Raw genomic sequence first — 12,861 nt, forward strand, 5'->3', positions numbered from 1 at the left:
GCCAGCACATGCCAGGCGTCCTGATCCTCCAGCCAGGCGCGCAGATAGGGTGCTTGCCCGTAGGCCTCGTCCGCGGTGACCCACGCGAAGGGCACCCCCGCCTCCATCGCCCGCGCCAGCATGGCCATCAACTGNNGNGGCTTGGCCGCAAACTCCACCTCGTCAGGGATACCCGCAGCCCGGCACCGCTGGCGATCCGACGTCCAGGACTCCGGCAGGTACAACTCCCGATCGATCAACGCGTGCCCATGCACCGAGGAATACGCCAGAAACGTCCCGATCTGGCAGTTCTCGATCCGCCCCGCAGTCCCGGAATACTGCCGCTGCACCCCAGCGGAGCGGACACCCTTTTTCAGAAAACCGGTCTCGTCTCCGATCAGCACCCCCTGCGCATCACCCAGGTGCTCGATCACGTAATCCCGCACATCGTCGCGAACCCCGTCAACATCCCAGTCCGCGCGGCGCAGTAACCGCTGCATCCCATCCGGGCTGACCTCGCCCGCCCGCTCCGCCAGCGTCCACCCGTTCTTCCGCTCCAGGCCCGCGACCAGCCCCGACACATACTCCCGCACCCGAGCCCGCGGCTCCGACCGCGTGAACCGGCCCGCGATCCGCTCGCACAACCCATCCAACTGACCCACGACAAGATCCAACACCACGCACACCATGATCCACTACAGACCAAGCAAGTGCCGTTGCAGTATTAAGCTCTCGTTAAACTCGCCGCAGTGCGCCGATATCCTCGGCTCCGGCATGCTCGTTTTCGTTGCCCGACAAGGAAAAGGAGCAGACATGCGCAAGGCACTCGTGATTGCCGCAGCCGCCGTGGCCGTTACCGCAGGCGGAGCTACCGCGCTGGCGTCGGCGTCGCACACCGGTACGGACGACACCCCGCGGATCAGCACCGCGGTCCCGCAGCAGCTCGGAACCGGTACGACCACGCTTCGGCACGGTGGTTTGGACGATGGCCCGAATCACGACCTCGGCGACGACCACGGCGGAGACCGCAATCCGGGCTCGGTCATCGATGGGCGCAATGGTTCTGACGATGGCCCTAACCACGACCTCGGCGACGACCGGTCCGCTACCAGTGTCCCGCAGCCTCATCCCACGGTCTCGGTACCTTACTACCCGAGCACCAGCCGGCACGGTGGTCACGACGACGGCCCGGGCCATGACGTCGGTGACGACCACGGCGGACACGACGGCCCCGGGCATGACGTCGGAGACGACCACGGCGGAGACCGCTGAGCCAGGCCACCGGAGTCGTCCTCATCCCGAACTTGGACCGCCAGGCTGTGTCCGATGCCTGGCGGTCCAGTGCAGCTCTGTAGGCAAGATCCGATCAGCCGGGTGGTGTCAGGTAGCCGCGGGAGAACGCGGTGGCCACGGCGGCCGCTCGGTCTTTGACACCCAGCTTCGCGTACACGTGCAGCAGGTGCGTCTTGACCGTCGCTTCGGAGATGAACAGTTGTTTCGCCGCCTCACGGTTCGTCGAGCCCTTGGCGATCAGCTCCAGGACCTCCAGCTCACGCTGCGACAGCGGTTCAGACGCGGGCTGGCGCATTTGCCCCATGAGCCGGGTCGCGACGGCGGGGGAGAGCACGGCCTGTCCCTGCGCGGCCGCCTCCACTGCGCGGAACAGTTCGTCCCTTGGTGCGTCTTTCAGCAGGTAGCCGGTGGCGCCGGCCTGGATGGCGGGCAGGACGTCACTGTCGGTGTCGTAGGTGGTGAGCACCAGAACGCGTGCCGGCACACCGCGTTTCGCCAGTTCCTTGATGGCCGTGACGCCGTCGGTCCGTGGCATCCGCAGGTCCATGAGGATCACGTCGGGTTGCAGCTTCTCCCCGGCCGCGATGGCCTCCGCTCCGTCGCCGGCCTCGCCGAGCACCTCGAAACGCGGGTCCGCGCTGAACATGCCCCGTAACCCGTCACGCACCACCGGGTGATCGTCGACGATCAAGAGCCTGATCATTCCCCACCTCCGGCCGGGATCGCGGGCACGCTCGCCGAAACGGCCGTGCCGCCGCCCGGCTCGGACTCGATGTCGAGCCGTCCCGCCAGGCGCTGCACCCGCTGCCGCATGCCGGCGAGCCCGAACCCGCCGTTCGTGGAACCGTTGGTGCGCTTGACATTGGGCTCGAAGCCGACGCCATCGTCCCGTACGTCGAGGCTCACGATGTCCCCCATGTACGACAGGGTCAGACCGACCCGGCTGGCGTTCGCGTGCTTGGCCACGTTGGTGAGTGCCTCCTGAGCGGTTCGCAGCAGCGCCACCTCGATGTCGGCGTGCATCGGCCGGGCGTCGCCGGTGGTGGTCAGCACCGCGTCGATGTGGTTCACCTCGGACCAGCGCTTGGCCACGTCGTTGATCGCGTCCGGGAGCCGGGCCTGAGCGAGCACCACCGGCTCGACCGCGTGGACCGTACGCCGGGCCTCGGTGAGGCTCTCGCGGGCCAGATCCGTCGCGTTCGTCAGGTGCCGGCGCAACGTCGACGGCTCATCCAGGGTCTGCTCGGCGGCCTGCAGCTGGGTGAGGATGCCGGCCAGCCCCTGGGCGAGCGTGTCGTGGATCTCCCGCGCCATCCGCTGCCGCTCGTCCAGCACCCCGGCCTCGCGGGCCTGGACCAGCAACTGGGAGTGCAGGCCGGCGTTCTCCTCCAGCGCCGCCTCGAGCTTGACGTTGGCCTCGTGCAACTCGGCGAGCGCCTTCTTCTGCTTCTCGTTGCGCCGCTCGGCCATCTCGCCGAAGTAGGTGAACGACGAGGCCAGCAGCGTGACGATCACGGCGAGGATTACCCAACCCCACCACAGGTTCGAGGCCTTGATGCTGGATAGCCCGCCAAGGTATGACACCGACGCGACCGTCGCCGTAGCGGCGACGCCGACGTACCGCCAGCGACCCTTCAGGTACTGAAACGCCTGGACGTAGCCGACAAAGGTGAAGAAGCCGTACCAGGGTGAGAGCGCCACCAGTCCGAAGGCCAGCACCAGCAGACCCGCGTAGTACAGGCCCATCAGCGGGACATTGTCGTGCCATTCCGGGTGCAGGGTGTGGAACCACAGCAGCCAGATCATGGCCGTGACCGCGAGGCCCAACACGGGCCAGTAGGGCACCGGCTCGCCCCACAGCGCCTGCAGCAGCGTGAAGAGGGTGCCGGCGCCCAGAAGCGGGTAGGGGAGGACCTTGCCCACCACGGTCTCCCGGCGCTCCCACCGGGCGTTCTCCGCACGCAACTCGGCCTCGATGCTCAAGGTTTACTCCCAGCGGAAGTACCGGGCAGCCAGCCCACCCGCGACGATCGTCCATCCCACCATGACGCCGATGTGGAGCAACTGTGGCCAATGACCGGCGGTGGCGTCCTGCAATGATTGCACGCCGGCACCCAACGGCGTGAAGTCGCTGATGTGCCGCAGGAGATCGTTCATGGTGGCCCTCGGCGCCCACAGGCCGCCGAAGAACATGACCGGGAAGAACAGCAGCGTTCCGATCGCACCCGCACCCTTGCCGCTCGGCGCGAGCGAGGCGACGAGCAGACCGATCGAGAACATCGCCAGTGTGCACAGCACGTAGCCCAGCACGTAGGCGAGTGGCTGGGCCGGCAGGTTCACCTTGAACGCCAACCGGCCGATGGCCAGCACGACGATCATCACACCGACGGACATGGAGGTGCACATCAGAAGTTGCGCGCTGAGCATCACGGACGGCTTGACCGGGGTGGTCCGCATCCTGCGCAGCACGCCCTTTTCCCGGTAGGAGGCGAACTGCTGGGGCAGCATGGACGTCGAGAACATGGCGATGGCCATCGCGATGATGATCGGCACGTACAGATCGATCGACCGCAGGCCGCCGAGCGCGTTGTCGGGCTCGCGCATCGCGGGGATCGAGCCGAGGATGATCAGCAGGATCGGCTGGAACGCGAGCGCGAAGAACACCGCACTCGGTTCCCGGAAGAACAGCTTGGTCTCGGTTTTGGTGAGTCGGGCCAGGGCGGACATGTCGGGTAGCTCCTCAGTTGTGGATCGAGCGGCCGGTCAGGGCGACGAAGGCGTCGTCGAGAGAGGTCTGCTCGACGCGCAGGTCGCCGGCGACGACCTGGTTGCGGGCGAGCACGGTGGTGACGGCGAGCAGCAAATTGCCGGTGCCGGTGACGACGAGCTGGCTGCCGGCGCGCTCGACGCCGGTGACCTCGGGCAGGCTGGTCAGCAGGGCGTGGTCGATGGGCGCGGACGGCCGGAACCGGATCCGCTGGTGGCCGTCGACCTTGGCGACCAGCCCGGCCGGAGTGTCGACCGCGACGATCTTGCCGCGGTCGACGACCGCCAGCCGGTCGCAGAGCCGTTCCGCCTCCTCCATGAAGTGCGTGACAAGCAGGATCGTCACGCCGCGGTCGCGGATGCGCTCGATGAGGTCCCACGTGTCCCGTCGTGCCTGCGGGTCGAGTCCGGTGGTGAGCTCGTCGAGCACGGCTATCCTCGGATTGCCGACCAGCGCGAGCGCGATCGACAGCCGCTGCTTCTGCCCGCCGGACAGCCGTCGGAACTGGGTGCCGAGCTTGTCGGTGAGGTTCAGGGTCTCGATCAGCTCCCGCCAGTCGGCCGGCGCACGGTAGAACGAGCTGTACAGTTCCATCGCTTCGCCGACCTTGAGCTTCTCGGGCAGTTCCGTCTCCTGCAGTTGTGCGCCGAGCAGGTGCCGTAGCTCACCGGTGTCGCGTTGCGGGTCGATGCCATCGACGCGGATGGCGCCGCCGTCCGGAGTGCGCAACCCCTCCACGCACTCGACCGTCGTGGTCTTGCCGGCCCCGTTGGGGCCCAGGATGCCGAAGATCTCGCCCTGCTCGACGGTGAAGCTGACCCCGTTCACCGCGGTGTAGTCGCCGTAGCGCTTGACGAGGCTGTCTACCTCGATGATTGCCATACGAGAACCATGCCGTTCGTCAGGGGTGCATCGAATCGGCTGCGCGGCCACTGCTTCAGCCGAACGCGGTGGATCCGCCCATCCACCGAACGGTGGATGCTCCGATCAGCATGGTGGCCCTCGCACCTGGGGAGTGCGCTTACGGTGGCGGATCTTGGTCGGCCTTACGGCCCAGCACCACCTGAAACTGCGGCGAGTCGCCGCGCTGCCCCGCAGTGACGACCAACGAGAGGGACTTTTGAGCCTGCTCTGTAGCGCTCTGACCGGGAAGGTTCACCGGGTTGTAGGAGGCGGGCAGCATTCGCGGAAACCGTTTCGAGAGTCGCTGCGGTGCCTCTACTGTGGCGCGGTGATGGCTGAGGTGATCGTTCTAAACGGTGGTTCCAGCTCGGGGAAGTCCGGCATCGCCCGATGTCTGCAGGCGGTCCTGCCGGATCCGTGGCTGGCTCTCGGGACCGACACGCTGGTTGGCGCGATGCCCGCGTCCATGCGGGCGTCGGATGCCGGGATCGAGTTCGCTCCGGACGGAGAGGTGATCGTCGGCCCGGAGTTCCGGACGCTGGAAGCGGCATGGATCGAGGGGATCACCGCGATGGCCCGTGCGGGCGCCCGGGTCATTGTCGATGAGGTCTTCCTCGGCGGAGCGGAGTCGCAGCAGCGATGGCAGAAGGCTTTGCGCGACCTGCGGGTGCTGTGGGTCGGCGTCCGGTGTGACGGTGCGGTGGCCGCAGGCCGTGAGGTCGCACGAGGCGATCGGGTCACCGGGATGGCCGCGTCCCAGGCGGATGTGGTCCACCGGGGCGTGGTCTATGACTTGGAGGTGGACACCACGCATACCGAGTCGATGGAGTGCGCACGGGCCATCGCCGCACATGTCAGGTGACAGGCGGCTCGGCTTCTGCCGCTATGACCGCGCAACCGTGATGATCAGGCCGCTGTTGCCAGGGTCCGTCCTCCCCAGCGGATGCCTTTCTGGCCGCGGATCCGGGCGCGTTCGCGGCGTTGCGCGGCCAGAACATCCGGGTGGCGGGCGTTGGCGTTGCGCCATCGCAGGTAACGGTGATCGTCCGGTTCCGGGTTGCCCACCCCACCGGGTGGTTCGGTCTGAACATCCCCTTTTTACGCGCTCCAGCGGCATGCTGGTGCGCGCGGGCGACGGTTGAGCCGACGCCGACATCCCAGGTGATCAACCCGGCGGCACCAGCCCGAACCTGCAACGCCGCCACGATCGCTGCTCGGACCCCGGCACGCTGCCAGCGTCGAAACAATCCATAGATCGCTTGCCACGACCCATACACGGGCGGAAGCATCCCTGCCTGGCCACGGCTTCGAAACACGACCTAGAATGGCGGCTCCTGAGTGTCGTCGTCGTGGTGGTTGTCCCTTGTGGACTCGTCGGATTTTCCGACGGTCGGCTTGAGGGTGGTCTCCGGCAGGGTGGTGTGCCGGCGTCCGGTCGGGGTCGTGACGGTCAGCTCGCCCGTCGCGCTGTCCAAATTGAAACCCCACCCTTGAACATCCTTCAGGCGATGGTGATTCCTGCACAGGCTGGTGAGATTTCCTTGGGAGGTAAGGCCGTTCTTGCCACGCCGGAAGTCGCGGTGGTGGTCGACGTCGCACCGTTGGGCGGGTCGGCGGCAGCCCGGCATGCGGCAGGTGTGGTCCCGGACGCGGACGAATTCGTCCAGGGCGGCGGGTGGCCGGTAGCGGGTGCGGCCGACGTCGAGGACTGCGCCGGAGGTGGGGTCGCAGGTGACTTTGCGCCACACGCTGCGGGGATCGGCCATGATCTGGCGGGCGATCTCGCCCGGTATCGGGCCGTGTCCAACAAGTTCGCAGCCGGTGTTGGTGATGCCCAGTGCCGCGTCGATCGGCACGTGGACATACACCTGTGCGAGCACGCCGGGTAGGCCCTCGTGCTTACCCAGCGCCAGATCCGCCAGGACGTCGGCCCGCAGCTCGTCGAGTGTGCGCTCCTCGTCTTTGGTCTTCAGTTTGCGGGCGATGCCGTCGACCTTCGCATAGATCGCACTGGCGATCTCGGCGGGAAGATACGCAAAGAGTGAAGACATTCCCTCCTCGGCATGGATCAGCTCCACCCGGCGATCCTTCCGACGCTTCTTCGCCCGCTCCGCGTAGCCGTCGGGATCGATGGCGCACACGGCATCCCGAGCGATCCGTCGTACCTTTTCGGAATCCTTGCCCGCCAAACGTCCAGCGATTCTCTCGTCCACCTGCCGGGCCTGCTCGTCCGACAACGTTGCGGTCACATCGCACACCTTGACCGCCGTACGCAAGTCGACCTCACCACCTTCCATGGCGACCAGCAACCGAGGCAGACGAGTGGTCAACACCTCTGCCGCATCGATCAGACCGGCGGCGGTCTGCCTGCTGACGGACAGTTCGAGCGCGACTTCGTCGGTAACCCACCGGGTATGTCCTCGAATCGTGCATAATCGGGCGATCGCACGTACCTGGATGGCTTGGGCCCGGCACACAACTTCCCGCGCCGCGGTCATGGCCTCTATCGCGGCCTGGTCGGACATGCGGGCGATATCGTCGTCGCACAGCGAAAACAGGTGACACATAGGGGCTCCTTTGTGCTCGTAGACGGAATAGCCCTATCATATCGATCAAACGAGCGGCATTCCATCGAACACGATGTGAAAATCGGCCACTGGGGCGTCTGGAAAACCGGTGGCCAACAGTGGCACCCTGGTTCAGGCGAGCGCCTCGCGGAGAATGCGAACAGCTCGGGGGCCGACGCCGTGCATAGCCAACAACTCGGTGTCGGCCAGGGCGGCGACCTGGGCGAGCGTGGTGATGCCGGCGCTGGTTAGGGCTCGGGTGGCGGGTGCTCCGATGGCCTTGGGCAGGTCGCCGACCTCGCCGGGCGTCGCGGAATTCCCAGCGGCCACCTGTGCCGCCAGTGGCTTCGGTGCCTGCGACAGCCAAGCGCGACGGACCCAGTGGTTGAGCTGCTGACCGTTGATGTCCCTGATCGGGACACGCACACCGATCGGCGTCGCACCGCGGGCCAGCGGCTGTGCGCTTGGATGCGTGGCAAGAACCTCGTTCGCATCCGGTGCGGGGAGCCGGAGCTCCACCAGGCTGTCCTTGCTCATCGAGGCGAAGCGCTTATCGCGCACCGTGAATGCGACGATTCCCGAGTCGTCGGCGTGCTCGACGGTCTCGGGATAGGAAAGGGCAGCCTTGCGCAACTGGGCGAGGGTCGTCATGGGCCTACCCTGCCATATCCGACCGACATATTCAGTTGCCGTGACTGGGCACATTCACGTATACGCCGACGTCAGGCAGCCACGAGGTCGCTTCAGCACCGAGAGGCGGAGCCTGCCTTGCCGGGACAGTCGGCTTCAGTCCAGGTGGCTGTGAGGTCTCGGCTTATGACGGTGAGAGATCCCGAGAGGAAACGGATTTCATGGCTGCAGCCATGGTTTCGTTGCGCTGTTGATGTTTGGCAGACTGATCGCATGACAGGTCTGACCGCCGAACTCGTGGTTGATGGTCGTATCCCGCAGACTCCGGTGCTCGCCCCGAACGGGCGTCTGGTCTGCTACGTTCTTGCCCCCACCAGCCGGATTGGTGACCATCTCGACACCGAACTGTGGCTCGCCGACACCAATGGCGTCACCGCGTTGCGCCGGGCGAGCACTGACATCGCAACGGAGTCTCGGCCACGCTGGTCCTTGGACTCGGACGCGCTGTTCTTTCTCTCCGACCGCGCCGACCGCGGTATCCCGCAGGTGCACCGGCTCACTCTCGCCGACGGCACCGTGACCGCGTTGACCAACTGGTGCGCCGGCATCGTCGACCACCTGCCGCTCGCCGACGCCAACCTGGTCGCTCTGCTCGCCGAGGACGAACCCACCGAGCAGGACGCGCGCCGCGCACGGGACCGTGACGACGCCATTGTCGTCGGCGAGGGCGAACCGCGTGCCCGGTTGCGCATGCTCGACCTGCGTACCGGCCGGGTCTCCACCCCGGATGTGCTCGGCGGTCGGCACGTCGTGGAACTGCGGCAACGTCCCGACGGCGGCCCGCTCGCCGTGCTCACCCAGGCCAGCGCCGATAAGGACTACGGCCCGCGCACCGGCCAGCTGCACCTGTTCGACCCCATGACCGGCACCGCGGAGGACCTCGGAACGGTCGATGCCGAAGCACGATCTCTGATCTGGTGGGCGGGTGAGGATGGTTGGCACCTCGGTTACCTCGCACTCACCCCACCGCTTCTGCAGGCCGGCACCGCCGTGTTCGACCTGGCCATAGGCAGCGGCGTCCTGCGCAACCGCACCACTGGACTCTCGATGTGCCCCACCGAACTACGCCAGACCAACGCAGCACCACTGGTTCTGTTCGCCGACGGCCTGAACACGGCCCTTGCGCAACTCGACCCCACCGGACCAACGATCCTGTCGCGTCATCCCGGACGCCTCGACGACCTCAGCACCACACCTACCGGCGAGAAGATCGCGGTACTCACCGGCACCCGCTACCAGCCCGCGAACGTCCACATCGGACCACCAACCGGGCCGCTGCGGAAGCTCACCGACACCCGCCCGGAACTGGATGGCATCACTCTTGGCACTCAGCAACCGCTGGCCTACCGGGCCGCCGACGGCGTCGCCTTGGACGGCTTGCTCGTGCTACCGGTCGGAAAAACCGCATCGGAAGGCCCGTTCCCAATGGTCACCATCGTGCACGGAGGTCCGTACGATCGATACGCCGATCGTTGCCAGCTGTTTTGGTTCCCCAGCGCACAGTGGCTGGCCGCCGCTGGCTACGCCGTTTTCCTGCCTAACCCGCGTGGCGGTCAGGGCCACGGCCACCAGTTCGCCACCAGCGTCGCCGGCAGGGTCGGCCGGGAGGAGTGGACCGATATCCTGAGCGGCATCGACCTGCTCATCGCCGAGGGCGTTGCCGACTCCGATCGGCTGGGCATTGCCGGCTCGAGCCACGGTGGATTCATGGCAGCCTGGGCGGTCGGCCAGACCGACCGGTTCCGCGCAGCCCTGGTGAATGCCGGTGTCATCGACTGGGGCATGCTCGCCGCGACCGGGGAGAACGGCCAGTTCGAGGCCGCGCTCGGCGGCAGCACCGGCTGGTCCGGCATGGGCCCGCACCCGCATGACGCGGTCAGCCCGATCTCCTTCGCCAGCCACATCCACACCCCGGTGCTCATCCTGCACGGTGCCGAGGACACCAACGTCCCCCTCGGGCAGGCCGTGTACTTCCACCGGGCCCTGCGCCATTTCGGCGTCGAGCACGAGTTCGTGATCTATCCGAGAGAGGGCCACTCGATCCGAGAACGCAACCACCAACTCGACGTCATGCGCCGCACCCGCACCTGGTTCGATCGCTGGCTCCGGCCCTGACCAGCGTCACGTGCTCGGGCGGTGGCGTGGTCAGTTATCCAGGAATTCGGCGACTGCCGTGATCCACCGCGCGGGTTGGTCGATGTGGGCCATGTGCCCAGCGCCGTCGAGGATGACAGCGTGCGCAGCGGGGATCAGGGTGGTGGTCTGTTCGACCAGCGCGACCGGGAAGGTCATGTCCTGCCGGCCGTGCAGCAGCAGAAGTGTCGCCCGGCAAGCTCTCCCAGCGGTTCCCGCAGGTAACTGTGGTCCCAGTCGGGACCGCCGTGGATAACCAGGACAGCGTTGTCCGCACCACCAGCGGTCTGTGCGACGAACAGGCTTACCTGCGGATCGACGCATGTCGTCAGGAAGGTTTCCGTCCACACGCGGCGAGTCTGCCATCCAGCGACGTTGTGGCCCGGTGCCAGGACAGATCAAGAGTTCCGGGGAACTGGCCATCCGTGCGTCGAACGACCCGTCCTGGCCCGCTGTCGACGGGAGCGGGTAGGCGACCGGCGCGATCCCGGTTCTGTTGCGGGAATTCCTTCGCAGGGAGAATATCAACGCGAAGATCACGGCGACGGCGATGTCATTCGCCAGCATGATTCCCTCGCCGAACTCCGGCCGCATCGAAATGATGGGTGCGGTCCGGGCTCACGCTGTCGAGGTCGACGGGGTCGAATCCGCGTTGATGATTTTGGTGAGGCCGGTGGTGAGCGGGCGATCGCGGGAGTTGCCCTGACTCTCTTAGGTCTACTGTGGATACTCCAGGGTGCAGACCTGGTGCGGATCGAGCCGATCCTTTGCGTCGCGGACTGTGAGCCCGTCACCGGCGGTTCGCCGAGTTGGCTGGTCGCCGGGGTCGCGACCGCGCTGATCGGCCTGGTCGTGGCAGCAGCGCCATGGCGGCGATTTCTCCGGCGCGAGCGGTAAAGTTACCGGTCATGACGGCAGAAGCCGACGCGGTCGTGGTCGGATCCGGCATCAACGGGCTGGTGGCCTCGGCGGAACTCGCGCGGGCCGGCTGGTCCGTGGTGCTGATCGAGCGCAATGCGGAGGTCGGCGGGTTCATCGCCACAGAGGAACGTACCCTGCCCGGCTACCGGCACGATACTTACTCGTCGTGGCACCCGTTGTTCGTTACCGGCGCGGCGTACGGCAGCCTCGGCGCCGCCTTGCACGAGCACGGACTCGAGTACCGCAATACCGACAACTGGGTCACCGGGAGCGTTGCCGACGACGGGCGTGTCACGCTCGCACACCGCGACCCGGAGAAGACCGCTGCCAGGTTCGCTGACGACGAGGACGCGGCCGCCTACCTGGCGATGCTCGACCGGCTGGGTAAAGCGCTGCCCTCGATCGGCGGCCTGATGGGCAGCGAACTGCGTTCACCGGCTTTGGCGCGGCAGGCGGCGAACTTGTGGCGCGCCGCCGGACGGGTGGGCGCGGAGCGCTGGCTGCGTGCGGCGCTGACGAGCGGGCGTGCGTTCTGCCGCACCGAGTTCCGCGGTCCGGAGGTGGACCACCTGTGGGTGCCGTGGCTGCTACATGCCGGGCTGTCTCCGGACCACGCCTCCGGCGGTCTGATGGTGCCGCTGCTCGCCGGCACCCTGCACGCTGCGGGGCTGCCCGTGGTCGCGGGTGGCGCGGGCCAGTTCGTCCTGGCGTTTCGCGGGTTGCTGGACTCGCTCGGCGTGCACATCGAAACCGGCGCCGAAGCGGAACGGATACTTGTCGAACAAGGCCGTGCCACCGGTGTGGTGGTTGGGAAACAGACCTTTCGCGCCCGGCGTGCGGTGCTGGCTTCCGTCACGCCGGGCGCCCTTTACGGGCGGCTGCTTCCGCCCGAGGCGGTGCCCGCCGCGGTCCGGGAACAGGCGGCCAGGTTCCGCTACGGCCGCGGTGAGATGCAGATCCATGTCGCCCTTTCCCAACCGCTGGATTGGCACGATCCGCAGCTGAGCGCTATCCCGCTCGTGCACGTCTCCGACGGGTCGGCAAGTACCGGCATCGCCTGTGCGGAGGCCGAGGCGGGCCTGCTCCCGCGCCGCCCCACGGTGGTGGTCGGCCAGCAGCACGTGCTCGACCCGAGCCGGGTGCCCGACGGTGCGGCCGCGCTCTGGCTGCAGTTGCAGGAAGTGCCCTTCGAGCCGGCCGGAGACGCCGCCGGTGAGCTGGATACCGGCGAGGGTTGGACGCCTGAGCTGGCAGAGGCTTTCGCGCGCCGGGTCCTCGACCGGATCGCCCGGCACGCTCCGGACCTGCATCCGAAGACCCGCGCGGTCGACGTCGTGACGCCGCGGGATCTTGCGACGTACAACCCGAACGCCGTGCACGGCGATCCGTATGGAGGTTCGGCCGAGCTGGATCAGAGCTACCTGTGGCGACCCCTGCCCGGCTCCGGCCGACATGCCACCCCCGTTCGCGGGTTGTGGCATATCGGCGCGTCCACCCACCCTGGGCCGGGGCTCGGCGGAGGATCAGGTCATCTGGTCGCCACCGCGCTGACCGCCCGCCGTCGCGTTCTTTCCCGGCGCGACTGACCTGCGCCGATGTCTTTTGTCC

14 protein-coding genes are annotated in these 12,861 nt (G+C 67.3%); 5 read left to right on the forward strand and 9 right to left on the reverse strand.

The genetic code is table 11. The features are described 5' to 3' along the window. A partial coding sequence (locus A3CU_RS0124480) for an IS701 family transposase (protein ID WP_027944529.1) occupies window positions 1–659 on the reverse strand: 659 nt, incomplete at its 3' end. Between the two features lie 133 nt (window positions 660–792). Between A3CU_RS0124480 and A3CU_RS0124485 the strand changes: the two genes are divergently transcribed. Further along, window positions 793–1,251, forward strand: a complete 459-nt coding sequence (locus tag A3CU_RS0124485; RefSeq protein ID WP_027944530.1) for a hypothetical protein — start codon at window positions 793–795, stop codon at window positions 1,249–1,251. Window positions 1,252–1,345: 94 nt separating this feature from the next. Here A3CU_RS0124485 and A3CU_RS0124490 read toward each other — a convergent pair whose 3' ends face one another. Genes A3CU_RS0124490 through A3CU_RS0124505 form a run of 4 tightly spaced genes read right to left on the reverse strand, consistent with a single transcriptional unit; the run spans window position 1,346 to window position 4,921 of the window. Further along, on the reverse strand, window positions 1,346–1,975 hold the full coding sequence (locus A3CU_RS0124490; RefSeq protein WP_027944531.1) for a response regulator: 630 nt from the start codon (window positions 1,973–1,975) through the stop codon (window positions 1,346–1,348). Further along, window positions 1,972–3,255 (reverse strand): sensor histidine kinase, encoded by a 1,284-nt coding sequence (locus A3CU_RS0124495; protein WP_027944532.1) that lies wholly within the window; start codon window positions 3,253–3,255, stop codon window positions 1,972–1,974. The genes A3CU_RS0124490 and A3CU_RS0124495 overlap by 4 nt, the downstream gene beginning before the upstream one ends. Window positions 3,256–3,258: 3 nt before the next feature. Then, the gene (locus tag A3CU_RS0124500; protein ID WP_027944533.1) at window positions 3,259–3,999 is read right to left on the reverse strand and encodes an ABC transporter permease; all 741 of its coding nucleotides are present in this window, start codon (window positions 3,997–3,999) and stop codon (window positions 3,259–3,261) included. A gap of 13 nt (window positions 4,000–4,012) precedes the next feature. After that, window positions 4,013–4,921, reverse strand: coding sequence for an ABC transporter ATP-binding protein (locus tag A3CU_RS0124505; RefSeq protein ID WP_027944534.1), 909 nt, complete (start codon window positions 4,919–4,921; stop codon window positions 4,013–4,015). A gap of 352 nt (window positions 4,922–5,273) precedes the next feature. On the opposite strand from A3CU_RS0124505, the gene cpt reads away from it, so the two are divergent. Next, complete coding sequence (cpt, locus tag A3CU_RS0124510) at window positions 5,274–5,804, forward strand: chloramphenicol phosphotransferase CPT (protein ID WP_043842402.1); 531 nt, start codon at window positions 5,274–5,276, stop codon at window positions 5,802–5,804. 457 nt (window positions 5,805–6,261) lie between these two features. On the opposite strand, the gene A3CU_RS50615 is transcribed toward cpt, so the two are convergent. Continuing rightward, complete coding sequence (locus tag A3CU_RS50615; protein ID WP_063628884.1) at window positions 6,262–7,509, reverse strand: HNH endonuclease signature motif containing protein; 1,248 nt, start codon at window positions 7,507–7,509, stop codon at window positions 6,262–6,264. A 132-nt stretch (window positions 7,510–7,641) separates the two neighbouring features. Beyond that, window positions 7,642–8,160: a helix-hairpin-helix domain-containing protein gene (locus tag A3CU_RS0124520; protein WP_027944536.1), complete on the reverse strand. Its 519-nt coding sequence runs from the start codon at window positions 8,158–8,160 to the stop codon at window positions 7,642–7,644. 252 nt (window positions 8,161–8,412) lie between these two features. Here A3CU_RS0124520 and A3CU_RS0124525 point away from each other — a divergent pair, with 252 nt between their 5' ends. After that, window positions 8,413–10,314 carry a S9 family peptidase gene (locus A3CU_RS0124525; protein ID WP_027944537.1) on the forward strand — a complete coding sequence of 634 codons (1,902 nt, stop codon included), beginning with the start codon at window positions 8,413–8,415 and terminating at the stop codon, window positions 10,312–10,314. A 30-nt stretch (window positions 10,315–10,344) separates the two neighbouring features. Here the strand turns inward: A3CU_RS0124525 and A3CU_RS54650 are convergent, their stop codons facing one another. Together A3CU_RS54650 and A3CU_RS54655 are read right to left on the reverse strand one after the other, a co-directional pair. Next, window positions 10,345–10,491 carry an alpha/beta fold hydrolase gene (locus tag A3CU_RS54650; protein WP_156960527.1) on the reverse strand — a complete coding sequence of 49 codons (147 nt, stop codon included), beginning with the start codon at window positions 10,489–10,491 and terminating at the stop codon, window positions 10,345–10,347. Then, window positions 10,488–10,682 (reverse strand): hypothetical protein, encoded by a 195-nt coding sequence (locus tag A3CU_RS54655; RefSeq protein WP_156960528.1) that lies wholly within the window; start codon window positions 10,680–10,682, stop codon window positions 10,488–10,490. Before A3CU_RS54655 ends, A3CU_RS54650 begins: the two co-directional genes overlap by 4 nt. Window positions 10,683–11,079: 397 nt before the next feature. Between A3CU_RS54655 and A3CU_RS0124535 the strand changes: the two genes are divergently transcribed. Further along, on the forward strand, window positions 11,080–11,229 hold the full coding sequence (locus A3CU_RS0124535; RefSeq protein WP_211246502.1) for a hypothetical protein: 150 nt from the start codon (window positions 11,080–11,082) through the stop codon (window positions 11,227–11,229). An 11-nt stretch (window positions 11,230–11,240) separates the two neighbouring features. After that, on the forward strand, window positions 11,241–12,839 hold the full coding sequence (locus A3CU_RS0124540) for a phytoene desaturase family protein (RefSeq protein WP_027944539.1): 1,599 nt from the start codon (window positions 11,241–11,243) through the stop codon (window positions 12,837–12,839). Window positions 12,840–12,861 lie beyond the last annotated feature (22 nt).

It is taken from the genome of Amycolatopsis taiwanensis DSM 45107, from assembly GCF_000519205.1.
GTDB classification, from domain to species: Bacteria; Actinomycetota; Actinomycetes; order Mycobacteriales; family Pseudonocardiaceae; genus Amycolatopsis_E; species Amycolatopsis_E taiwanensis.

Bases quoted from the DNA above. Each gene is read 5' to 3' on its own strand.
- A3CU_RS0124525 (WP_027944537.1), top strand. From the start codon at position 8,413: ATGACAGGTCTGACCGCCGAACTCGTGGTTGATGGTCGTATCCCGCAG.
- A3CU_RS0124540 (WP_027944539.1), top strand. From the start codon at position 11,241: ATGACGGCAGAAGCCGACGCGGTCGTGGTCGGATCCGGCATCAACGGG.
- A3CU_RS54650 (WP_156960527.1), bottom strand. From the start codon at position 10,491: ATGACCTTCCCGGTCGCGCTGGTCGAACAGACCACCACCCTGATCCCC.
- A3CU_RS0124490 (WP_027944531.1), bottom strand. From the start codon at position 1,975: ATGATCAGGCTCTTGATCGTCGACGATCACCCGGTGGTGCGTGACGGG.
- A3CU_RS0124520 (WP_027944536.1), bottom strand. From the start codon at position 8,160: ATGACGACCCTCGCCCAGTTGCGCAAGGCTGCCCTTTCCTATCCCGAG.
- A3CU_RS0124505 (WP_027944534.1), bottom strand. From the start codon at position 4,921: ATGGCAATCATCGAGGTAGACAGCCTCGTCAAGCGCTACGGCGACTAC.
- A3CU_RS50615 (WP_063628884.1), bottom strand. From the start codon at position 7,509: ATGTGTCACCTGTTTTCGCTGTGCGACGACGATATCGCCCGCATGTCC.
- A3CU_RS0124500 (WP_027944533.1), bottom strand. From the start codon at position 3,999: ATGTCCGCCCTGGCCCGACTCACCAAAACCGAGACCAAGCTGTTCTTC.
- A3CU_RS0124485 (WP_027944530.1), top strand. From the start codon at position 793: ATGCGCAAGGCACTCGTGATTGCCGCAGCCGCCGTGGCCGTTACCGCA.
- cpt (WP_043842402.1), top strand. From the start codon at position 5,274: ATGGCTGAGGTGATCGTTCTAAACGGTGGTTCCAGCTCGGGGAAGTCC.